The organism is Pedobacter sp. HDW13, assembly GCF_011303555.1.
In the GTDB taxonomy this organism is placed as follows: Bacteria; Bacteroidota; Bacteroidia; order Sphingobacteriales; family Sphingobacteriaceae; genus Pedobacter.
Map to the genome: position 1 here is coordinate 4,206,769 of NZ_CP049868.1, position 23,094 is coordinate 4,229,862.

26 protein-coding genes are annotated in these 23,094 nt (G+C 37.9%); 15 read left to right on the forward strand and 11 right to left on the reverse strand.

The genetic code is table 11. From position 1 onward, the window contains the following. Nucleotides 1-197: 197 nt before the first annotated feature. The 8 genes from G7074_RS17810 to G7074_RS17845 all read right to left on the reverse strand — a co-directional run bounded on the left by G7074_RS17810 (nucleotide 198) and on the right by G7074_RS17845 (nucleotide 5,406). Nucleotides 198-875, reverse strand: coding sequence for an FAD/NAD(P)-binding protein (locus G7074_RS17810; protein ID WP_166210252.1), 678 nt, complete (start codon nucleotides 873-875; stop codon nucleotides 198-200). Continuing rightward, nucleotides 853-2,364 (reverse strand): polyamine aminopropyltransferase, encoded by a 1,512-nt coding sequence (locus tag G7074_RS17815; RefSeq protein ID WP_166210256.1) that lies wholly within the window; start codon nucleotides 2,362-2,364, stop codon nucleotides 853-855. Before G7074_RS17815 ends, G7074_RS17810 begins: the two co-directional genes overlap by 23 nt. A gap of 1 nt (nucleotide 2,365) precedes the next feature. Further along, complete coding sequence (locus G7074_RS17820) at nucleotides 2,366-2,590, reverse strand: DUF350 domain-containing protein (protein WP_090770053.1); 225 nt, start codon at nucleotides 2,588-2,590, stop codon at nucleotides 2,366-2,368. Between the two features lie 6 nt (nucleotides 2,591-2,596). Then, complete coding sequence (locus G7074_RS17825) at nucleotides 2,597-2,770, reverse strand: hypothetical protein (RefSeq protein WP_158674124.1); 174 nt, start codon at nucleotides 2,768-2,770, stop codon at nucleotides 2,597-2,599. Then, the gene (locus G7074_RS17830) at nucleotides 2,771-4,015 is read right to left on the reverse strand and encodes a DUF4178 domain-containing protein (protein WP_166210259.1); all 1,245 of its coding nucleotides are present in this window, start codon (nucleotides 4,013-4,015) and stop codon (nucleotides 2,771-2,773) included. A 71-nt stretch (nucleotides 4,016-4,086) separates the two neighbouring features. Then, on the reverse strand, nucleotides 4,087-4,461 hold the full coding sequence (locus G7074_RS17835; protein WP_240916345.1) for an S-adenosylmethionine decarboxylase family protein: 375 nt from the start codon (nucleotides 4,459-4,461) through the stop codon (nucleotides 4,087-4,089). A gap of 48 nt (nucleotides 4,462-4,509) precedes the next feature. Next, a complete protein-coding gene (locus G7074_RS17840; protein WP_124562259.1) occupies nucleotides 4,510-4,905 on the reverse strand; it encodes a hypothetical protein in 396 nt (131 codons plus the stop codon). Nucleotides 4,906-4,926: 21 nt separating this feature from the next. Continuing rightward, complete coding sequence (locus G7074_RS17845) at nucleotides 4,927-5,406, reverse strand: methylated-DNA--[protein]-cysteine S-methyltransferase (RefSeq protein WP_124562260.1); 480 nt, start codon at nucleotides 5,404-5,406, stop codon at nucleotides 4,927-4,929. A gap of 241 nt (nucleotides 5,407-5,647) precedes the next feature. Between G7074_RS17845 and G7074_RS17850 the strand changes: the two genes are divergently transcribed. From G7074_RS17850 to G7074_RS17865, 4 genes are all read left to right on the forward strand, one after another. Continuing rightward, nucleotides 5,648-6,313: a heme exporter protein CcmB gene (locus G7074_RS17850; RefSeq protein WP_108200712.1), complete on the forward strand. Its 666-nt coding sequence runs from the start codon at nucleotides 5,648-5,650 to the stop codon at nucleotides 6,311-6,313. Nucleotides 6,314-6,459: 146 nt separating this feature from the next. After that, nucleotides 6,460-7,209 carry a cytochrome c biogenesis protein gene (locus tag G7074_RS17855; RefSeq protein ID WP_233603976.1) on the forward strand — a complete coding sequence of 250 codons (750 nt, stop codon included), beginning with the start codon at nucleotides 6,460-6,462 and terminating at the stop codon, nucleotides 7,207-7,209. Nucleotide 7,210: 1 nt separating this feature from the next. Then, nucleotides 7,211-7,429 carry a CcmD family protein gene (locus G7074_RS17860; protein WP_166210262.1) on the forward strand — a complete coding sequence of 73 codons (219 nt, stop codon included), beginning with the start codon at nucleotides 7,211-7,213 and terminating at the stop codon, nucleotides 7,427-7,429. A gap of 629 nt (nucleotides 7,430-8,058) precedes the next feature. Further along, entirely contained in the window at nucleotides 8,059-9,480 is a 1,422-nt protein-coding gene (locus G7074_RS17865) for a Glu/Leu/Phe/Val dehydrogenase (protein WP_166210265.1), read from the forward strand. 105 nt (nucleotides 9,481-9,585) lie between these two features. Here G7074_RS17865 and G7074_RS17870 read toward each other — a convergent pair whose 3' ends face one another. The 3 genes from G7074_RS17870 to G7074_RS17880 all read right to left on the reverse strand — a co-directional run bounded on the left by G7074_RS17870 (nucleotide 9,586) and on the right by G7074_RS17880 (nucleotide 13,880). After that, nucleotides 9,586-10,986, reverse strand: coding sequence for a hypothetical protein (locus tag G7074_RS17870; protein WP_166210268.1), 1,401 nt, complete (start codon nucleotides 10,984-10,986; stop codon nucleotides 9,586-9,588). A 155-nt stretch (nucleotides 10,987-11,141) separates the two neighbouring features. Beyond that, the gene (locus G7074_RS17875; protein WP_166210271.1) at nucleotides 11,142-13,139 is read right to left on the reverse strand and encodes a hypothetical protein; all 1,998 of its coding nucleotides are present in this window, start codon (nucleotides 13,137-13,139) and stop codon (nucleotides 11,142-11,144) included. Between the two features lie 60 nt (nucleotides 13,140-13,199). Continuing rightward, a complete protein-coding gene (locus G7074_RS17880; protein ID WP_124562264.1) occupies nucleotides 13,200-13,880 on the reverse strand; it encodes a hypothetical protein in 681 nt (226 codons plus the stop codon). Nucleotides 13,881-14,137: 257 nt separating this feature from the next. On the opposite strand from G7074_RS17880, the gene G7074_RS17885 reads away from it, so the two are divergent. The 11 genes from G7074_RS17885 (at nucleotide 14,138) to G7074_RS17935 (ending at nucleotide 23,021) form a co-directional block, all read left to right on the forward strand. Next, on the forward strand, nucleotides 14,138-14,572 hold the full coding sequence (locus G7074_RS17885; protein ID WP_124562265.1) for a cytochrome c maturation protein CcmE: 435 nt from the start codon (nucleotides 14,138-14,140) through the stop codon (nucleotides 14,570-14,572). A gap of 5 nt (nucleotides 14,573-14,577) precedes the next feature. Continuing rightward, complete coding sequence (locus G7074_RS17890) at nucleotides 14,578-17,043, forward strand: heme lyase CcmF/NrfE family subunit (protein WP_124562266.1); 2,466 nt, start codon at nucleotides 14,578-14,580, stop codon at nucleotides 17,041-17,043. Between the two features lie 4 nt (nucleotides 17,044-17,047). After that, nucleotides 17,048-17,812 carry a Rossmann-like and DUF2520 domain-containing protein gene (locus G7074_RS17895; RefSeq protein WP_166210273.1) on the forward strand — a complete coding sequence of 255 codons (765 nt, stop codon included), beginning with the start codon at nucleotides 17,048-17,050 and terminating at the stop codon, nucleotides 17,810-17,812. Nucleotides 17,813-17,852: 40 nt separating this feature from the next. After that, nucleotides 17,853-18,185 carry a 2Fe-2S iron-sulfur cluster-binding protein gene (locus G7074_RS17900; protein ID WP_124562268.1) on the forward strand — a complete coding sequence of 111 codons (333 nt, stop codon included), beginning with the start codon at nucleotides 17,853-17,855 and terminating at the stop codon, nucleotides 18,183-18,185. A 66-nt stretch (nucleotides 18,186-18,251) separates the two neighbouring features. Next, entirely contained in the window at nucleotides 18,252-18,494 is a 243-nt protein-coding gene (gene iscX, locus G7074_RS17905; protein WP_124562269.1) for a Fe-S cluster assembly protein IscX, read from the forward strand. 75 nt (nucleotides 18,495-18,569) lie between these two features. Next, nucleotides 18,570-19,097 carry an HAD family hydrolase gene (locus G7074_RS17910; RefSeq protein WP_124562270.1) on the forward strand — a complete coding sequence of 176 codons (528 nt, stop codon included), beginning with the start codon at nucleotides 18,570-18,572 and terminating at the stop codon, nucleotides 19,095-19,097. 616 nt (nucleotides 19,098-19,713) lie between these two features. Further along, on the forward strand, nucleotides 19,714-20,544 hold the full coding sequence (locus G7074_RS17915; protein ID WP_158674126.1) for a universal stress protein: 831 nt from the start codon (nucleotides 19,714-19,716) through the stop codon (nucleotides 20,542-20,544). Between the two features lie 100 nt (nucleotides 20,545-20,644). Beyond that, nucleotides 20,645-21,031: a hypothetical protein gene (locus G7074_RS17920; protein ID WP_124562272.1), complete on the forward strand. Its 387-nt coding sequence runs from the start codon at nucleotides 20,645-20,647 to the stop codon at nucleotides 21,029-21,031. A gap of 69 nt (nucleotides 21,032-21,100) precedes the next feature. Next, on the forward strand, nucleotides 21,101-21,670 hold the full coding sequence (locus G7074_RS17925; RefSeq protein WP_124562273.1) for a nucleoside triphosphate pyrophosphatase: 570 nt from the start codon (nucleotides 21,101-21,103) through the stop codon (nucleotides 21,668-21,670). 39 nt (nucleotides 21,671-21,709) lie between these two features. After that, a complete protein-coding gene (locus tag G7074_RS17930) occupies nucleotides 21,710-22,282 on the forward strand; it encodes a hypothetical protein (RefSeq protein WP_124562274.1) in 573 nt (190 codons plus the stop codon). 58 nt (nucleotides 22,283-22,340) lie between these two features. Further along, a complete protein-coding gene (locus G7074_RS17935; RefSeq protein ID WP_124562275.1) occupies nucleotides 22,341-23,021 on the forward strand; it encodes a hypothetical protein in 681 nt (226 codons plus the stop codon). Nucleotides 23,022-23,094 lie beyond the last annotated feature (73 nt).

Here is a 23,094-nt window from a genome sequence, read left to right on the forward strand (position 1 = left end):
GGCTCTGCCCCTGCGTGCAGCGAAATAATGCAGGCCTGCCCAGGCCGATATATGCGTTATCTTTTGGCCATAATCATCTTTACAGGCATAGTTTAGGTACCAAAGCAGGTATTTAGAATGGTAACCCTTTTCTTTCAGGTAAGTCTCGAAAGTAATCTTATCCAGTTTTCTGTAGTTTTCATCATTCGATGAGGTACTTAAGGGATATTAAACAAAAAATTACCGTCGCTACCTTTGGTATTTTTAAGCTGATCAACCTCTGATAAAAAGCGTCTGATTTCCTTTTTGTCTGCAATGGGCACACCAAAATCGGGAATTAAACCTTCCTGCCATTCGCCGTTTATTAACAACCTTTCTTCCGGATCGAAAGTTAAATAGTAATCGTTGTAGTAGGGTAGCTGACCTTCAAAGTGGGTAATAACATTAATTTCCTGTAAAAAATCAATCAGTAAAGCATCGTCGTTATTGGCTACAGTGATGTAATGCGCACCGAGTGGATAAGCCGCTATTTTATTGGTGCCATAATATGAATTTCCTCCTGTATGTTTTTCCAATTCCAGGATTTCGAAATTTGTTTCGCCATTCTTTTTGAGCCATCGCCCGGCTGATAAGCCCGAAATACCACTTCCAACAATGAGAGTTTTTACTTTCCTTGTCTTTTTTACTGCAGGTAATTTTATTTTATCACGCAAAATATGGCCAGCTTTCGCATCCGGACCTTGTAAGGTTCCCTTAATATTGTAGCCTGCCGACCGTATTTTTTTATAACAGCCGTTTAAAAAAATGCCGCCCGTAATTAATCCAATCCTCAATAAAAAAGAGCGACGCTTTAAATAGGCCGATAATTCATCCTTATAAAACGTTTGCCCACTCATCTTCAAAGTACTTAACTAAAATTTGGTTGTTAAGCTTATTTACATCGGTTTCTACTTTGCCCATATCTTTAGGGAAATAGAGCATTAAATCTAAACTTTCTTTCGATATGAACTTTAAACCCGGTAAATATTGCTGCGGTTTTTTATATACATTATCGGGTTCGGTAGCCATAATGTAGCCCCACTCGCCAAATGATGGAACATAATTGTGATAAGGGATTGTTTTTAAACCAACACTTTCTAAAGTTTTGTTTACCGTCCAGAAAGATTTTGGCGCAACAAAGGGCGAGGTAGACTGGATAACCATCAAACCTTTTGGGGCAAGAATACCCTTAACCAGCTTGTAAAATGCATTGGTATAAAGTTTTCCAACGGCATAATTAGATGGATCGGGGAAATCGATCACAATAAAATCGAATTTCCTGTGCTGTGCTTTAATCCAGCTAAAGGCATCGACATTAATTACTTTTACTTTTGGCGATAGCAGCGCATTTTTATTAAGCCCAAGCAAAATTTTGTTCGACTGGAAGAGGCCTGTCATTCCCTTATCTAAATCTACCAACGTTACCGAGTCTACATTTGGATATTTTAAAATCTCTCTAACCGCAAGGCCATCGCCACCACCCATTACCAAAACATGTTTGGCAAAAGGTAAAGCCTGCAAGCCTGGGTGTACTAAAGCCTCGTGGTAGCGGTATTCATCGTCAGAGCTGAATTGGAGGTTGCCGTTTAGGAAAAGTCGTAAAACTTTGTTTTTTTTGGTTAAGATTATGCGCTGATAAGGAGTGCTTTTCGAATAGATAATGGTATCGCTATAAGTCTGGCTTTCAGAAAAACTGGTTATTTTATCGGCATAAATGAACCCGGCAAGTAATGCTATAATACTTATAAAAGAAGCGCTTTGCAGGTATTTTGAAGCCCTGATTTCTGCTTTAAAACTTAAGCAAACAATCAATGCTACGGCAACGTTCAACAGCCCAAATAAATAGGCTGTTTTTACCAGACCCAGATGTGGGATTAGCAGCAGCGGGAAGATTAACGAGGCCAGTAGTGCGCCAATATAATCGAAGGTGAAAACTTTCGAAACCAGATCTTTAAACTCATAGCGGTCTTTAAGGATGCGCATGAGTAATGGGATTTCTAAACCAACCAGAATACCGGTAAGACTTACAAAACCATACAGCACTATCCTGAAGGAAGCAATGCTTTCGAAAACGAGGAACAATACGGTTGAGCTAAAGCCACCAACCAGCCCAACCAGGATTTCAATTTGAATAAACCACGACAGGATATTCTTCTCAAAATATTTAGATACCCACGAGCCTATGCCCATCGAAAAAAGGTAAACGCCAATGATAGTCGAAAATTGGGTAACCGAATCGCCGAGCAGGTAGCTAGCCAGGGTGCCGGCAATTAACTCGTAAATTAAGCCACAGGTAGCAACAACAAAAACTGAAATTAATAAAAGTGCAGGTAACTTTTTGTTCATGCTAACTGTGAATGGCTGAGCTTATAATAATTGCAATAGCAATAATAAAGGCTGCAAAAACAATGGCTAAAGCTAAATTTTGCTTTTCGAGTATTTCTTTCCAAAGGTTTTCGGGCGTAATTTTTTCGATAATCCAGAATGCAATAAAGAGTACAACAATACCCAATATAGAGTAAACCAGTGATGCAATAATGTACTTGATGTTGATTAGTTCGTTTAAGCTCATAATTTTTTATTTATGGTAAAATCTGTTTACATGGCCACTGTGACCTTTACTTCCATTAAAATCAGTGTTTTTTTCTACGTTATCCTGGTAAAAGGCATGACCACGGAGACCGCTATAGCCATAAAAACCTAAAATAATCAGGAGTACAATGAGGTAATATTTAATCGGTTTTAAATTCATTTAGTCTCCTTCTACAAAGGGTGAAAAATCGCTGTTGTTCCATCTTCTTTTCTCGTAATTGCGCATTAAATACCAGCAAATGGCCGGGAAAATGCAAAGCAGCAGTATGGTAATCAGTGTGTTGCGAAACATGCTTACATTCGTTGTGGCCCTGATGTAAAGGTTATTCCGGTAAACATCTCCGGATGATGGATATACATTTAAGTGGTACTTGCCTTTTGGTATATCTGATAAAAGAACGGATTCTTTGGTTGAGCCTTCCGACCAGCTTTCGCCATCCTCTACGCCATGGTAATATTCTATGCCTTTACTTACTTCCCAGGTTCGGTTATCGGCTTCATTAACCAGTACAATTGTGGTTTCGAGCCAGTTATTGTCAACACCCGAAGCAATTTCGAACTCAATATTCGATGATTCATCATCAATAGCAAAGGAAGGGGTGATAAAAGATTTGAAAGCATCGGCACCTCCTTTGGCATCGTAAGTGATTAAAAAATCGTCGTTTATTAATTCTTTTTCCGGCTTAACCGCACTGAAAAGCAAATGCAAAAGCAAAACTGCAATTATGGCTATGCCGGTTATTTTTAAAGAGGAGGTCCACCTGTCGAAAGCTTTAGATGGCTCATTGGCGCCAATGCCAATCTGCTCCGGAAGACTGCTTTTATCCAGATTAAATGCCTTAGCAATTTCATCTCTGGTGAGATATTCGCCTATGTAGTAGTTAGTAAGATGTTCAGATTTATTAATCACCTCTTTAACAACCATAAATGGGGGAGCGATATACTCGGTAGCTTTAACCTTTTCATTCACCACGTCCCAATCCACTTCGCCAAGCATGGCCGTAACTACTGGTGTGTACCTGTTAAAAAGTTTGTATTCTACGTCTTTATAGCCAACACTCACACCATAAGATACAGGTTGTTTATAATCGGGGAGAAAGTCTTCGCCTGCGATGAAATTCCAATGTCCGTTAAATTCGGATAAGGTAACATAGCCCTGATCATGGCTTGTTAAAATATATTCCCTCCAGTGGTAACTCGTACCTGCTTCTTTCTTTTCGAGGTAGGCAATTATTTTTAAATCGATGCCATGTACGTTTGTTGTTGAGCCTAATTTTAAAACCGGAGATTTTTCAGGTTTTTCTAATTTCCTGTTCAGCCTTGTTTCTGCCCTGGTAAAAATATGTAAGTAAGAAAAACAAAAGGGGCAAACTACGTATTCACTTTTAGCCGGTTCGTAGAGCACAATATTTTGTTTGCACTTGGAACAAGATATTGTTTCCGACAATCTAAAAAATGATTTAACTGAATTTTCCATTAACGCGCAATTTCAGTTTTTTGCATTTCCTTACCTTCAAAAAAGTGCAATACAGCATCGTAAATATCCTTAACCTTTTGGGTATTATCTTTTTGGTAATTCGATAGAAAGATATCGAAGGTAGCCAGTTTAAACTCTGGCCAGGTATGGATAGATAAATGAGATTCGGTTAAGCAGATTACAGCGGTAAAACCTCCATTAGGGAAGTTGTGATAAACTTCTCCTACTTTTTCAAGGTTTTTACCGGCAATTAGTTCGTTAAAAAGATCTTTACAGTCTTGAAAGGAAGAGAGTTGTTCGGCTTTTTCAGAAGAAAACTCAGCTAAAATATGTAATCCTGGATTGTAGGTCATTGAGCGTTTGGTATCTTTCAAAATTAGAAAAGTATTTTCAAAGTAAGCATTAGAAACATGAATTTAAATTTATATGCTTTTTCCGGCAATAAAATGATCTTCTACATCTTCTTCAAGCGGGATATAAATCCTTTCCCATTCATTGCCATCTACAATTTCCCAGGTGTGCCCAACTCCTTTTGTGTCGTTTGCAATTAAGATAATGCCCGGTTCAATAATAAAAGTTTCGCCGTTGCTCACGGTAAAACGCAGTTTACCCTTCAGTGTAAGTACATATTGCCGGCATGGGGCAGGATGGGGGATTTTCTCCAGGGTTGAAACATCGGTTTGTGCAAAGAAATAACCGGCATTAATGTGTTGGCGGATGGGAATCTTGCCTATTTCAAAAGTGCATTTGTCGTTTTCTGTATTAATTAAACGGATGGCTTTAAGGTAATTTGGGGTATCGGCTAGTGCTGTATTCATCTGCAAATAAAAAGTATTGGTTTAAAATTTTAGTTCTGTTTGTCCGCGTTGCATTACTTCACTTTCGTGTTGCAACAACCATTTTTTACGCCATAAGCCGCCTGCATAACCCACCAGTTTACCATTGCTGCCAATAACCCGGTGACAAGGTACTACAATGGCAATGTTGTTTTTACCGTTAGCGGCTGCAATGGCACGGATAGCCAATGGCTGATGTGCCGAAAATTTAGCATAGGATGTGGTTTCTCCATAAGGGATAGCCAATAAATTTAGCCAAACGTCCTGCTGAAACTCAGTCCCTTTCTGTTTCATGGGGAAATTGAAATGCTGTAGTTTGCCATTAAAATAATCTTTTAATTGCTGGGCAACCTTTTGTGTGAGCGGGTTTTCTGGTAATCCGGTAATATCTTTTTCGGCAAAAGTAACGGCATACACAAATTCTTCATCGGCAAGGATAGTAATTTGGCCAACCGGCGATGCTATAACTGATGCGTAGTTCATATTTTTCATTTTTTCTGCCACAGATTTTGCGGATTGACACGGATTTTTTAACTATTGATAATATGCTTCGAACAAAAGCGATCTGTGTTTTTTCTTTTTATCTGTGGTTCTAATTTTTTCTGTGTAATTCTGTTTTCCGTGCCTCGTGACTAAATTATTAGTAGCCAACATCTCAAACAAAATTACAACAATACAACAATTTAAGCGTGCAATATTTATCAATAAAAGTATCTTTGCGGTTATGCAATTGGCCAAAGAGGTTAAATATTTAATTCACAAGGAAGTATTGTTAGAGTGGCGCTCCAAATATACCATAAACGGTGTGCTGTTATACGTGGTTTCTACCATTTTTACCTGCTATTTATCGTTTGTAAGTTTGGGCGATAAACTAACCTGGAATGCACTTTTTTGGATTATTATGCTCTTTGCCTCCATCAATGGAGTATCGAAAAGCTTTTTGCAGGAAACCAAAGGACAGCAGCTTTACAGTTATATCTTAGCAAGCCCAGCGGCGGTTTTGATCTCCAAAACAGTGTACAATACGTTGCTCATGCTCGTACTTACCACAATTGCTTTAGGGTTTTATACCTTAGTTTTCGATTCATTTACGCCTCCTGATCTGGTTATGTATTATGTAGCTGTTGTGTTAGGCAGTATCAGTTTTTCAACTGTATTTACCATGGTTTCGGCTATTGCCAGTAAAGCAGGTAACGGCGGTATGCTAATGGCTATTTTAAGCTTCCCGATTATTATTCCAGTGCTTATTTTGTTGATTAAACTGGCTAAAAATGCAGTAGATGGTTTGCCCTGGGAAAACAGTTACGATGAAATTGCCATGCTTTTGGTGGTGAATGTGCTAATGGTGGCCACGTCTTTATTGTTATTTCCTTACCTTTGGCGCGATTAAAAATGATTGAATGGGAGAAGGATTGAATGAGAGTATGGGGAAGGAATTCAATCATTCAAAATCTAACAATTAAAATTTAAATGAAGGATTGATTGATAGCATGAAAAGTAGCATTCATTAATTCAAAACTCAATAGTTATATACGTATGAAAAAAAACTGGTGGAAAATTTTAGCTTCGGTGCTGGTTGTTTATACTGCAATTGCAGGTTTATTGTTGGGCGTACCCCGATTGGCTATTTTAAACGAGACCATTCGCAATCTATATTTCCACGTACCGATGTGGTTTGCCATGATTGTTCTTTTTTCCATTTCTGTTTTCTATAGCATAAAATCTTTAAGTACTAAGAGCGAAATTGATGATATAAAAGCTGTTGAAAGTGTAAATGCTGGCATTATTTTCGGTTTACTGGGCTTAGTAACTGGTGCCATTTGGGCAAAATATACCTGGGGGCAGTTCTGGAGCTTCGATCCGAAGCAGAATTTTGCGGCAATTTCAGTATTGCTTTATTTCGCCTACCTCATTCTCCGCAATGCCATCGATGAAGAGCAGAAAAGAGCCAAAATTTCGGCTATCTATAACATCTTTGCATTTCCGATGATGGTGGTTTTACTTTTCGTTTTACCACGTTTAAAAGATTCTTTACATCCTGGCAACGGAGGTAACCCTGGCTTTAACAGCTATGATTTGGATAGCCGCATGCGCATGGTATTTTACCCGGCCTGTTTAGGCTGGATATTAATCGGTTACTGGGTATATACCATCCGTTTCAGAATACGTTCAATAGAAACCATCATGAACACGCCTAATCAAGAAGAAATAAAAGGTGTTAGTGATAGCTTCGTTACCGCTGAAAATCAATCAACAACAAACGAAAACAAACAACAACACAACTAAAATGAAGAAGATACTTTTCTCCCTAATATTAATGATGGCTACCCTGCAGTTATTTGCACAGGATAATGGCGTAGAAATGGCCGATAGTTTACGTAGCAATGGAAAGATTTATGTTGTTGTAATCTGCATAGTAATTATCCTGCTTGGCTTATTGGCATATCTTTTCGCAATTGATAAAAGATTGAAAAAAATAGAAAAAGAAGGTAACAACGAAAAATAAGCGTTCCCCGGCAATAAGTTTACAACTTATTTTAACCAAAAAATCGCAAAAACATCATGTTTCGACTCGCTGGTTAGTATGTTTTTTGCCATTATCTTATTGTGATATAGGGTTTTGTGTTTTTGAAAATCGCTAATTAAGTATACAAAACAGTAAATATGTAAATTACCTACTACATAGTATTGTTTCTTGCTTATTAATTGGTGATGTTTGATTAGTTATAAATTAAATCAACGGGACGATTTAGATTAACTTTAAGAGGTGATCAATTTTATATTGATCACTTTTTTTATATCCCACTTCCTTTAAAATGGCCTTGATTGTGCCGTTAATCAGATTATTTTAAGTATATTTATTGGTGTTGAAATATTTTTTTAACTTTTTTTATACTTGTTTAACGCTTCATTTCTGGTTTAAATGTTTCGTTTTGTTTCGGATTTAAGCACGGCATAACTGCCTCAAAACAGGTTTAAATATTGTTTTTGTACAGTTTACTTAAAACGGTCTAAAGTGCCCCAGCGGCACAGCAAGTGTGGTGTTTGCTGTACACTAAGTATTTTTGCATTTGGATATGTGCGGTTTTTTTAGGCAATTTTGCAGCGAAAACTTATTCATAAAAAAAATAAATAATGGCTAATCTAGCAGACGAGAACAAGTTCTTTGCAGATGTTTGTAAGAACTTTGACAGTGCGGCTCAATTCACCAATCATCCTGAAGGTTTATTGAACCAGATTAAAACATGTAATAGTGTGTATCGTTTCCAGTTCCCAATCCGCCGCGGAAACGGTTTTGAAGTAATTGATGCCTGGCGCGTAGAACACTCTCACCACATGAGCCCTACAAAAGGGGGTATTCGTTATAGCGAAATGGTTAACGAAGATGAAGTAATGGCGCTTGCGGCGTTAATGACTTACAAATGTGCCATTGTTAACGTTCCCTTTGGTGGTGCAAAAGGTGGTATTAAAATTAACACCAAACAATATAGCGTTGCCGAGTTAGAAACCATTACCCGCCGTTATACTACAGAATTAATTAAGAAAAACTTTATTGGTCCTGGTATCGACGTTCCTGCACCTGATTATGGATCGGGAGAACGCGAAATGAGCTGGATTGCCGATACTTATATGACCATGAACCCTGGTCAGTTAGATGCATTGGGTTGTGTTACCGGTAAACCAATTGCTTTGCACGGTATCCGTGGTCGTAAAGAGGCTACTGGACGTGGTGTGGCTTATGCTGTACGCGAGTGTGTAGAAGTTGCCGAAGATATGGCTAAAATCGGCTTTAAGGCTGGTTTAGACGATAAAAGGGTAATTGTACAAGGTTTAGGTAACGTGGGTTACCATTCTGCTAAATTCCTTGCTGAATTTGGCGCAACCATTGTTGGGCTTTGCGAGTTTGAAGGAGCCATTTACAACCCGAACGGCTTAAATGTTGATGAGGTTTTTGCACACCGTAAAAACACAGGTTCAATTTTAGGTTTCCCTGGTGCTAAAGATTTCAAAAATTCAATGGAAGGTTTGGAGCAGGATTGCGATATCATTGTTCCTGCTGCTTTAGAAAACCAGTTCACTGAGCAGAATATCCGTAACATCAAGGCTAAAATTATTGCTGAAGGTGCAAACGGACCAACTACGCCAGAAGCTGAAGCAATTTTTACTGAAATGGGTGGTATCATTATTCCTGATATGTATTGTAATGCTGGTGGTGTTACTGTTTCTTATTTCGAATGGTTGAAAAACCTTTCGCATGTGGCTTTTGGCCGTATGGAAAACCGTTACGCAGCTAATTCAAATGCGAATCTGATCAACACTTTAGAAAACCTAACTGGGAAAACCATTCTTCCTGAGCACCGTTTGATGATTGTGAAAGGCGCATCTGAAATGGAACTGGTTAACTCTGGTTTAGAAGACACCATGATCCATTCGTACCACGAAATACGCGAAACTTTAAAGACCAAACCAGGTACGCAAACCTTAAGAACTGCAGCTTTTGTTAATTCGATTGATAAAATTGCTGTTTCTTACATGAATTTGGGTGTTTGGCCATAAGCGGTCAAAACTTAAAGGTTAAGGCTTAAAACGAAAATCCTTGCAGATGTAAAATTTGCAAGGATTTTTTATGGATAAAATTATCTTGAATCTGTAGAAAATAACTTACTTGCTTATCGGAACATCAATATTGTACTTGAAATTAAGCTCCAGTGAATTGCCTAAGCCGTTTCTCAATTGTTTCAATAACTGAATCAGGGAATTGGCATCCTGGTTTACAAACAAAAGTTCCGATTCCAACTTGATTTTATCTTTCCCTATGCTTTTTGCATGCATCTCCAGCTGACTAAAGATATTCAGATTATCGCTAACTGTAAGAAATGACATTTGTTTAAACAGTTTTTTAAAATCTACTTTGAAGTAAAAGAAATCGTCTGCTGATTCCATTTTAAAATCAGGTTTGGCATTTGGCAAAGTGCTTAATTGAATGTTTCCATTGTTACCTTTAAAGTAAACCTGGTACAGCGGAATCACAGTAGTACTAATTTTTCCTGTCGATTGATCCAGTGAACCCGATGATTTAAGATAATTACTTACTTCCTGATCATTTGCACTCATATTTATGGAGATGCCAGGAATGTTGCGCGCTCTGGCCGCTTTTTTTTCTACCTGTTCAAAGTCATCATTGTACTCATAACTCACAACAGTATCCATCTGCTTTACGGTGTTGGTCCATTCGAAATCCAGGTAGCCTTTATAAAACTTAAAAAAGTTGTTTTTGGAAAATACAGCAGCACTTACCGCAGTATTTTTTTTGACCAATGCAGGCTTAAAGGTTCCATTTAGCCACATACTTATCGTACTTTCCGGATTTAAAATACGGTGCTTTGGTTGAGCAGCAGGTTCAAGCCATCGATTTACAAATTCATTGCTAAAATTAATTTTCCCATCGGTGAAATTAAGCTTGCTTAAATTTTCTGCATCCTGATAAGACATGTGATCGGATAGATCGGCCAGTTGGTTAAATTTGCTATCGCCAATTTTAACCATGTTTTTCTGATTCAGTATGTTGGCCAAAAAAGTTTTTACCGCGACCTTTTTGGGACTAAATGCGATAGCTACACTTGTTTTGTTCAACAGTAGACAAAAAGTTGAATCTGTAGATTGAAAGAAATTGGTATCTTTTTTAATTAATGAAAGTTTTTTCAGTATAAAGCGCTTAAATGCTAAACTATCAACGATTTCTAAACGCGAAAAAAAAGTATTTTTAGCTTGCCCTTTTAAACCATATATGTAAATGTTTGCAGGGATTTTTAAGCCTGTATTTAGATCGGCTATCTTTTCTTCAATCCCTTTCTTATCTGTGCCCGAATATTGGCTGGGATGTTTCACATAACTAACGGCAATGGTTTTGTATAGTTCATCTACATTTATTTTAAACAAAGCCTGGGTAGTAACCGGAATTAATACTCTATTAGCCTGAATTTGCCTGTATTTAAAAAAGCCGAAATAAAAAACAAGCAGCAATAAAACTATCGCTGCTGTTATTTTTAAAAATTTTACCATGATTGGTTAACCGGTTAATTGTATTGGGTTTATTAGTTCAATCGCTCCTTGGTTAACTATTAGTGTTTCTAAAGTTGTCAACTTTCTGGTAACAGCGCTATTAAAGTTGATAACTTTGAAATGCTAACTGCTAAGTTCCCATTGCTAACTGCAAATTACTTAGCCGCATTTTCAATTAAACTGAACAAATATTTTAAGGCGTTTTCATGTCCGTTTGGAATTTCAGCACTGATATCGGCCGATACCAGATTACCTTTAATCGGGTTAGATTTCATATACACATTACCCATTTTCTCTAAAGTGCTGTTGAATTTCTTAGCTGTTTCTTCGCCGCCAATTTCAGAAGCCGGTACTTTGCCTACCAGGTTTTTAGCATTAAACAAAAAGCTGAAGTTATTCTTGCTCAACAGGTTTTTGTGTGTTTTGCTAATGGTGTTATTTACCTGATTGCTATTTATGGCTTGTATTTCGGTTAACGAGTTTCCAAAAAACACAATACCATCTTTAATCAGGAAATAAATATCAATCGGACTTTTCTTTTCTATTATTTTATAAATGTTGCCATCGGCGCTAACAAAATTCTTGTTTACGCCATACTTAATCAGTTTGTTAATAAGCCTGGTATCGTCAGATGAAAACATGAAAAGGAAATCGGGCAAGGTTTCTTTTTTGGTTTTAACCACTTCCTTTTGTTTGTAATCATCGTCGTAATCGTACGTAGTGTAAGTTACATCTTTCGTATTCAGTCCATTAATTACAAATAAGGCATCGCCTTTAATAACTTTACTAACTGCTTCCTCATCTAATAATAAAGAAAGCAGGTCAGCACCAAGGTCCATTTCTTCATCCATACGGGCACCCAGGAATGAACCATAGGTTTGTTTCATCAGTTTCGGGAATTCTTCCAGGTAGGCTTTGGTATCAATGGCATAGCTCATAAAACCAATTGCTTTATCGCTGTTTACGTACTTTAAAAAGTTCTTGTTCAGCTTTTTGTTCATGATTTTTTTGTACGAATCGGCTTGTTCCTGTGCCAGTTCTAAACCTGTAGAAATACGGAAACTCTTATTATCCATAAACAGTTTGGCATTTAAACTACCATAACCTTTCATCAGGCCAGCTTTTCCATAAGTGCCAAATTCGGGTGCAACAGCATTGTAAACATCCTGCAAGCTCGAAACCCAAAGCTCGGCAATAGCTTTGCTATCTAAACTGTTTGTGTACGATTTATTGTTTTCTATCGATTCGTAATTGCCATTAAAAATCTGTTCTGCCTGTGCGGTCATCCAGGTAAAGGCCAGTCTTTTTTTCTTAGCTTCCTGTTCGGCGCGTTCCTGCTGATAAAGGTCATAATCCGCGTTTACTTTTTCTGCTGCGGGTACCGCTTCGGCAGCATCCATGGCAACATCAGCTATAACTTCTTCTTCCGCTTCCTGCTTTGGTTTTATTGCTACTTTTTTCCTGGTAGCCTTTTTCTTTCCAATGGCTTTTTTGGCGGCTGTTTTTTGCTTCGCTTTAACTTTAACGGGCGGTGCAATTACAGTTTCTACAACAGGTTCATCGGTTGTGGTTGCATAGGTCGAATCTACAGCAACAGCAGCACTATCAACCGTTGTTGCTTCGTCCTGCTGGAACCTGATATCTTTAATGCCATAAAGGGCCGATTTGGCTGAATCTGCAAAGAAAGAGCCTTTAATGCTGCCGGTTACGAAGTACATCATATTGTTATTCCACTTAATGATGCTTGTACTATCGGGCAACACCATGGTTTTGGCATCACCTGTGGTTTTAATTTTACCGTCTTTGTTGTTAATCAGACTTTCAAATTTAGCAGCATCTTTTAAAGGGATCAGAAAGCAGTTGTAGCTAATGCTATCCGTTAACTGGTTAAAGTAGTACATGTTTTTCTCGATGTTAATCCCGAAATCCTCTACGTTGGTAAAGTTTTTCTCGAGCGATTTGGATGTACCTTCCAGTAATTTCTTGCCCACAAACGATTCATTAAAATCTTTTACAAACATCTGCTTGAAAATATTGTCGCCCTTAATGGTCGCAACGGTAAAAGCATTCGCAGGTATTTTTTTAACCAAATCCTGTGCTTTGGCCAAATTGAATAATAACAGGAGGGAGAAAGAAAATAGAATTTTTTTCATTGGTAATTTGTTGTTGTGTGAGCAATGCTACCTACACAATTGCAGGTAAGCTGCTTTTTGTTATTTAGATAGTTGTATTGAATTGGATACATTAATTTTTCCGTTTATTAAATCGGTAATGGTGCTTTTTAGCATCACTGCTTTTTTCGATTTCGATACATTTGATGCCGGATTGGTACTACTTGTTACAAGCGATTCGAAACGGTAGATGCTGGTATAGGTGGCACCGTTAAAAACAGCCTTATCTTTCTGCTTTAATTTGTTAAATTCGGTTTTAGCGGTGCCAATGGCCTGGTACTTTCTATTGAAGGTTTTAGTGGTCTTGTTGTAAGTGTAAGATGAGGTATTGGTAGCCTTAATTTTTTGCTGGGCGAGGATGTTTTTGGTGATATTATTAATGTTGGAAACGTCTTTAAACGAAAAACTAATGGTAGCTATAAAATTGTTGAAATCTGACGTGCTTTTTACGTTGCTTATCCCTTCCGATTTTTTTAAGTAAGCAACAGCCTCGTTTAATTCTTGCTGTATCTTCTGTTTGCTCGGTACTTTATAGCCTTGTACACTATCTAACAGCATTACCGAAGCTATTTTGGTTTTACTTTGGCTCAGGTTTATTGTCAGTACCACATCGCCGGTGCCATCGTTTTTCATCGAAATTTCTTCAATTACTTCAAAACAAGAACTTAAAAAAGGTAAAAGCGCAATAAAAAATATAAGCTTATAGCATTGGTTGAGACGCATATCAATCGCAGGTTAGGGGTTCGTTAATCAGTATTAGTTATCCGATGTCAAAATTAACAATTTAGGTGATGAAATTTTATCTCCTGAGGCAGATAAAGCAGAATTACTTAAGAACCGATATAAATAGTACAGGCTTCTGAAAGATTTTCTTTCAAAAAATCAGTTAATTGTCAATATAAAGACAAGAAAACTGTAAAAGAATGCTGGCTATGCCTATTTTTTTATCTTTGTTGCCAGCTTTTACAATACAGATAACCATGAAGAAAAGTGCCATTATTGGATTGATTACCATCGCCATTTCGGTAGGGATTTTATTTAGCTTAAATGCCAATACCGATACCTACTCTAATTTTAAAGAAGCAACTTCTTCAAACAAGGAAGAACATGTGATGGGCTACTGGGAAAAATCAAAAGGTACCTACTACGATGCGGTTAAAGACGCCAACCATTTTTCTTTTTACATGAAAGATGAAAAGGGTGAAATCCGTCAAGTAATTTATAACGGAACCAAACCACAGGATTTTGAGAAATCAGAAAAACTCGTACTTATCGGTAAAATGGATAAGGACAAATTCTACGCATCGAAAATTTTAATGAAATGCCCATCTAAATATAATGATAACCTGGTAGAGGTAAATAAGGATGGTAAGGTAGACACCGTAGGGAAATACGGCGAAAAAAAATATAACTAATTTTAATGGATATTCAATTTGTAGGCGAAAACCTGCTGCCGGGTAAAATCGGACAGTTTTTTATTGTACTGGCGTTTAGTGCATCGTTATTATCAACAATCTCTTATTTTTATGCCAGTCGAGAGAAAAATTTAGAAGACAAATCATGGCGCAATCTCGGAAGAATTGGATTCCTGGTTAACTGGGCTAGTATTATTGGTGTTGGAGCAGTATTGTTCTACCTAATTTTTGGCCATTATTTTGAATATTATTACGTTCAATCGCACTCTTCAAAACAACTTCCTGTTTATTACATCATCTCTGCTTTTTGGGAAGGGCAGGAAGGTAGTTTTTGGCTTTGGGCATTCTGGCAGTCGTTTTTAGGCGGATTGTTAATCTGGAAAGCCAAAACCTGGGAACGTCCGGTAATGACTACCGTTGCATTTTCGCAAGTGTTTTTAACCTCGATGATGTTGGGGGTAGAAATTTTTGGCGAACGTATTGGTAGCTCTCCATTTATCCTGCTAAGAGATGCGATGGATTTAAAAGCGCAGGCTCCTGTGGTTTTTGCCAATCCGGAAAATTATAAAAACTACCTGAAATTTATTACTGATGGTAAAGGCTTAAATCCATTGTTGCAAAACTACTGGATGGTGATTCACCCGCCTACATTGTTTTTAGGTTTCGCCAGTATGGTGGTTCCTTTTGCTTATGGAATTGCGGGCCTATGGCAAAAAAGATATAAAGAGTGGATTAAACCAGCTATGCCATGGACGCTTTTTGCGGTAATGGTTCTGGGAACTGGTATTATTATGGGTTCTTTCTGGGCTTACGAAGCATTAAACTTTGGTGGTTTCTGGGCATGGGACCCTGTAGAAAATGCGTCATTAATTCCGTGGTTAACCTTAATCGGGGCAGTACACGTAATGATTGCCTATAAAAATACCGGTCATGCCTATTTTACAGCAATTGCCCTCGTGTTTTTAAGCTTCTTGTTGGTGCTTTATGCATCGTTCTTAACCCGGAGTGGTATTTTGGGCGATACTTCGGTACACTCTTTTACCGATATGGGGATGTTTGGTCACCTGATTTTGTACAATGTAGTGTTTGCTGTTTTAGCTGTTGCTTTGATTATTAAGCGATGGAAAGAATTGCCAATCACCACAAAAGACGAAGAAACTTATTCACGCGAGTTCTGGATGTTTATTGGCGCTTTAGTGGTAACCGTTGCCTGTATTCAGGTAATCTTTTCTACCTCAGTTCCGGTATTTAACAAGGCATTCGGCACCAATTTTTCACCACCTGTTGATGCGATTAAATATTACAACCAGTGGCAGGCCCCTTTTGCGGTGCTAATTACCTTGATTTCAGGATTTTCACAATATTTAAAATACAAAAGAACCGATCCGCGTAAATTCTATAGCAGTTTAGTATCTGCTGTTATTTTCTCGGCTGTTTTAACTGCTGGCTTGGTGTATGTAACCGAAATTTACACCAATACCATGTATATCCTCATTACTTTTAGCTGTTTATTTGCAGTGCTATCTAATGCGGCTGTATTGTACCAGGCTTTCGGTGGTAAAGCTAAACTGGCGGGGTCGGCTATTGCGCACATCGGCTTTGCTATCCTGGTATTAGGTGCACTTATTTCTGCAGCTACCAATAAACCGATTTCTATAAACGCGAATAAGTTTATCCCGGTTAAAGATTTTGAGAAAACGGAGAAACCTGGCGAAAACATCATGTTGTACAAAAACGAGCCTAAGCAAATGGGCAAGTACACGGTAACTTATGTAAGCGATACTACTCAGGCTCCGAATACCTTTTATACCTTAAACTTCAAGGTTATAGATAAGGAGGGTAAGGTTAAAGAAGATTTCAATTTGCACCCTCACACTCAGGATAACGAGAAAATGGGTTTAATTGCTTCTCCTGATACGAAGCACTACCTTACTTACGATGTGTATACGCACATTACCAGTGCGGCAGTTAAGCAATCATCGCACGAGGATCATGAAGGCCATTCGGATGATGAAAATTACAAAGCACCGCGAATTGTTAAAGTTTCAGTAGGTGATACCATTCATACTTCGAGTGGGGTGGTTACGGTTAAAGATTTAAACAGAAAACCTACTGCCAAAGATTTAGCGTTGGCACAGGGCGATTATGCTGTTGGTTTACCATTAGAAATTAATGCTGCCGGAAAAGTTTACAACACAGAACCAATTTTCTTAATCAAAGGCAACAACACTTTCGATTTCGCACGTAAAGTAGATGAACTGGACCTGAAATTCCGTTTCTCGAGAGTTTTACCAGATGAGAAAAAAGTAGAATTGCAGATTTTCGAAAAGCCACAACAGGCTAAAGACTGGGTAGTTTTCAAAGCAATCGAATTTCCTTTCATCAATTTATATTGGGCAGGTACCATTGTAATGGTGGTTGGTTTCTTGCTGTCTATTTTTAGAAGAAGAAAAGAAGCCAGGATCGGATAAGCACATGAAAATCGTTTTATTAGGTTCGGGTAATGTTGCTACACATTTAGCAAAAGCTTTAAAAGCCAAAGGCGAAGATGTAGTGCAGGTGTACAGCCCAAACCTGGTTAATGCGAAGTTATTAGCTGATAACGTAGCTGCTGAGGCAGTAAGTGATTTAAGTGCGGTTAAAGTTGATGCTGATTTGTATATCATTTCCGTTAAAGATGATGCTATTGAAAGCATTGCCGAAGGGTTAAAGGCGGTAAGCGGTTTAGTGGTGCACACCTCGGGTACAACCGATATTAAAGTATTATCGAGCCAGGTAAAACATGCAGGTGTTTTTTATCCATTGCAAACTTTTTCTAAAAGGAAGGATGTATCTTTCGATCGCATTCCACTTTGTATTGAAGCTACAGGTGCGGTTGAACTAGATGTTTTAAAACAACTGGCATCGAAATTAAGTCAGCAGGTTTACGAATTGGATGGCGATAAAAGAAAAATTTTACACCTGGCCGCTGTTTTTGCCTGCAATTTCCCCAACCATTTATATGCGCTAGCCAACCGGGTATTGCAACAAAATGATCTGGATTTTGAAATCATCAGACCTTTAATAGCCGAGACTGCCGATAAGGTAATGACTAACCTACCCGAAAATGTGCAGACCGGACCAGCGGTTAGGGATGACGAAACCACTATAAATAAGCACCTAAGCATGTTGAACGATATGCCCGGGTTGCAGGAAATTTATCAAACATTAAGCGATAGCATAAAATTAATGCCGAAATAGCATTTTTACGGCTTTTGCTTATTACTTTTGCAAAATAATTATGAGCATTTTTAAACTAAAAATAAATTTTGAAGAAGCAGATCACGATCCAATAGAATTACCTATTGCTGCTGGTGAGTCTGTTTTAGATGTTTGTCTGGATAACGGAATTGAATTACAACACAATTGTGGTGGTGTTTGCGGTTGCAGTACCTGCCATGTGTACGTAACCAAGGGTATGGATAATATCGAAGAGATTTCTGATAAAGAAGAAGATTTTATTGATAGGGCAGTGCGTCCGAAAATTACTTCCCGCTTAGGCTGCCAGTGTATAGTGATTGATGGCGACATCGAAGTTACCATCCCGGATCAGTCTGGCTTCATGGGACACTAATTTGGATAGTTAGCTAGAAAACTTTCCAACATTAAAACATTTCAACTTTACAACAAAGAACAAAACATGAACAACGATAAATTTGCCTTACCTTTTTACTGGAACGACTACGAGGATATTGCCATGTCTTTATATGAGAAATTTGGTGATGATTTTTCAGAAACCAAAATTTACCGCATCCGCTTTACCGAATTGATCGACTGGGTTTTAGAATTGCCAAATTTTAAAGGAACACGCGAAGAAAGCAGCGAAGGTCATTTAGAGCAAATCCAATCGGCCTGGGTGTACGAGTGGAGAGATAATCAGTAATTAGTCATGAGTTCGGAGCCTTCAGTCTTGAGGCGGCTCCAACGCTCTTAGCCAAACACTAAACGCCAGACTAAAATGTTTCTTCAGAAGCTAAAAGAGATTACCACTTTCATTTTTGATGTTGATGGTGTATTAACAGATGGATCTGTTCAGGTTACTGATAATGGTCAATCGTTGCGCACCTTTAACATTAAGGACGGTTATGCCATGCAATTGGCCGTTAAACGTGGTTACAACATCTGCATCATTTCGGGTGGTGATGGGATTGCCATGGGTAAACGTTTTTTTAACCTGGGTGTAACCGATGTTTTTTTAGGGACGGGCGATAAAGTTGCGGTTTTTAACCAATACTTAGCCAATAAAAATATTACTGCCGGAGAAGTGCTTTATATGGGCGATGATATTCCGGATTTAAAAGTAATGAAACTGGTTGGGCTACCAACCTGTCCGGCTGATGCCGTTGAAGAAATTAAAGCCATTTCTACTTTTATTTCGCCCTATAGTGGTGGTAAAACCGCTGTACGCGATATTATCGAAAAGGTAATGAAAGTACAAGGCAAGTGGCACGATGAAAACCCAAATGCCGCCGATTCGGGGGTATAGGTTTATTAGTTGGTTAAGCGGTTAACTGTTTAAATTGGTTAATTGTCTCTAAACGCCCAACTCCAAACTTGTTCATCAGCTGGTAATTGGTTAATTGTTTAAACCGATTAACTGTCCAGTTTTGAACTTGTTTAATCTTTCATTAGTAACTGCAAACTGCCAATTGCAAACTTTATCTTCGGTAAACTCCTCCCAACTCCAAGCACTCAACTCCAAACTTGTTCATTAGTAAGACGATTCTTATTAGGTCGCCATTAGCCCAAATCGTCATTTCGAGCGTAGTCGAGAAATCTGTTTGAATAATCAAGCCATCTAGCATTTTTAGCAAAGAGTAAGGAAGCTGAGAATGAGGTAATGCTCAGTGTACTAAATCTGGTAGGAGATCTCTCCATTTCGCTGCGCTCCAGTCGAGATGACGTATTTCTATTATTCTAAACGGCAATAGGAGATCTAATTCAGTGCAACATCACATGTACATCAATCAGTATTGACCTTCCCATTATAATTCTCGTTCATCAAAATTTGCAATCAACTGGATTATATACGAAATTTACATTCATAGTTTAATCAATCGATTGATTAAACTATGAATGTAAAAAACATTAACTTTAATTATATGAGCACATACCTCGTACCTGTAGATTTTTCCAAAACAGCAGATCATGCTGCTAAATATGCGGCCAGGCTTAGTTTCGCCATGACCAATGCTAAAATAATTTTGCTCAACGCTTATTACGTTTCAGAATACGAAAGCATTCTGCCTACACCCGATATGCTGGTAACAACTGACGATCGCATTGCAGACGAAATTTCGGACAGGCTAGCTGCTTTAGAAAAACTTAAGGCCAAACTACTCGAAATCAATCCTCAGGCAGAAGTAGAAGTTTATTTAACCCGAGATACTATTTTAAGATCGGTAATTGATCGTGTAAACCGGGAAGAAATAGAACTGATTATTATTGGCAGCAACGGAAAAAAAGCCAAAGATGAAAGCGATATCGGTTCTAACGCCATTAAAATCTCAAAATCGAGTCCGGTGCCCGTTCTGGTTGTACCGCCCAAGGCCGATTACCAATCCATCAGGAAAGCAGTTTTAGCCTGCGATTTTAAAAAAGTTAAAGAAGTCATCCCAATGCGTGCCCTTAAAAATATCCTGAGCAAACACGCGCTCGAACTTTTGGTACTCAATATCAATTCAGGGCATCATATCGATCGGGAGGAAGAACATTTTCTGCATGATATGTTAAGCGATTTTTCGCCGGCTTACCATTATTCAGACCATCCAGATACCATTAAAGGAATTGTGAAATTTGCCAAAAATGAGGCCGCACAACTCATTATCGCATTACCCAAGAAATATAGTTTTTTCGAGAGTTTGCTGCATGAAAGTGTATCGCAGAAGCTAACCATCAAATCGCATGTACCGGTATTGCTGCTGAAGGATTAAAAGTAATAACGTGCAACAGCTAAGTTACATTTCGCCATTAAACTATTAATTTTTTTTAGACTCCAACCAGTCAATTTTCAACCAAAAAACAACAAAAAACATGAAAAAATTATTAATGATCTGCGGATTGATGCTAGGTATAGCTGGTTTCGCTAATGCACAACAAGGTGGTGGACAAGGTAGAATGATGATGAAACCTGAAGAACGCGTAAAACAATTAGACGAAAAATTAAAACTTTCTGACGATCAAAAAACAAAGCTTACAACTGTTTTTACCGAACAGGCAGAAGCGATGAAAAAATTTCGCGAAGAAATGCAAGGTGGCGATAGAGATGCAATGAGAGAGAAAATGCAAAAAATGCGTGCAGAGAACGATGCAAAAGTTACTGCAGTATTAACCGACGATCAGAAAAAAACTTACGAAGCCTGGCAGAAAGAGCAACGTGCCGAAATGGAAAAACGCAGACAAGGGGGCGGTAATAATTAATCTTTGAAAAATATGAAATAAGAAAAGCGGCTTTAGGTCGCTTTTCTTATTTTAGCGGAAAATTAAGATATGCCTGTTCAATTTCCACCGATTATTTTAGCCTCTAAATCGCCGCGCAGGCAAGAACTTCTAAGCCTGATGGGCCTCGATTTTAAGGTTGAATTGAAAGATGTGGACGAAAGTTATCCGGAAGGCCTTAGCCCGGCAGAGATTGCAATTTATATCTCAGAGAAAAAAGCAAGGGCATTTACCGGAGATGGCGAAATCATTATTACCGCGGATACCATTGTGGCCTTAAACGGCGAAATTTTAGGCAAACCTAAAGACCGGACACACGCACAAGAAATGCTCAAAAAACTATCTGGTAGTAAACATGAGGTTTTTACCGGGGTAACGTTGGTTAAGGGCGATAAACTGTTTTCGTTTTACGATCGCACTGAAGTTACCTGTAAGGCTGTTACAGCAGCGGAAATTGATTTCTATATCGATAATTATAAGCCCTTTGATAAGGCTGGAAGCTATGGCGTACAAGATTGGTGGGGAATTGTTGTAGTAGAACGTATTGAGGGCTCATATACCAATGTCATGGGTTTACCCACCGAAAAATTATATTCATATTTAACAGGTTTGATCATCTAAACAGTTTTTCTAATTTAGACGGTGTAATTAACGCTTAAAATGATAAAAAAAATTATACTCTGGGGAGGAGTAACGGCCTTTTTATGTGTCCTGTTCTATTATTTAATTCCCATTACCCTATATCAGTCTTTTACTTCTTTTATTGCATTTACAGGTGGAATAAGTATTGCGATTTCTGCAGCTATCTTTACTTTAGGCTTAGTTACTGCAGTAAATAATGGGAAAACGAGTAATAAAAGAGATATTATTGGTAGTATTTTAATTATTGGCGTTTTTTTAAGCTGCCTGGTGGGAGGAGTTATTACATTTCTTTCTCGGGATGTGAGCCTTGTAAATGAAGAACTTGAACGAAATGGTGTATTTGTGGTAGCCAAGGTAGTAGGTGGTGATTCGTTTTCTACAAGGAGTATTGATATGACCAAAATAAGGGTGATGTTTAAATTGGATAACGGTAATAATACAACCGAGGATGTATTCATGAGCAAATATGAATTCAAACAATTTTACTTAGATCAGGAGCTTCCCATCTTATATTCATCCAAAAATCCAAGTATAGTAAAGGTGTTAACTACTGATGAAGAAATTTATAAATATTCGCACCTGAGGAAATAAATTTCCATAGTCTTATGGAAATCGGAATAATGGTTCATCATTCTTTAAATTTAGAAAAATGATGAATTCAGAAATAACCATAGCGGAACCTTGTACCCAAAATTGGGATGAAATGGAAAAAGGCGCAGGCTTTAATTTCTGTACTGCCTGTAGTAAAAACGTAATCGATTTCTCAGGGTATACCAATGCCCAAATCATTCAAACATTAGCCAATGCCAGTTCATCTGTATGCGGCCGCTTAAGTAAAACCCAGTTAAATCAACTCAACTACTATTTAAAAATCGTTCCAACGACGAATAGAAACTGGATGAAATACCTGGGCGTATTGGCCATTGGAGCAAGTATTTTAACACAAAGTTCACATGCAACACCAAGAAAGGAATCTGTTGAGCTTGTTAAGCCAAAAAACGATCATCAATTAAATAAACCTGATGAGCCTGTAATTTTGAGAACATTTTATGGTTATATGTTTTTGAACAATAACAACAACAATGTTCCAATGGTTGGTTTAAAACTCAGGCTAAAAGGCACCAACCATACCGCAGTTACCGATAAAAACGGACGTTATGAATTTAAAATAGACGACAGTTTATACTGGAAATATAATGAGTTAATAGCTGAAGGTAGCGAATATCTGGTCGCATTTAAATTAGATAATAAAACTGTTAAGCAGCAAGATTATTATCCATATAAAGCAGAATACGCAATTATGGGGAAGATTAATGTTTCCTATAAATAGCCCACTTATTAAAAAATACTAAATATAAATTACGCTTTCATTCTCTCAATGATCTGTACACTTTGTACGGATC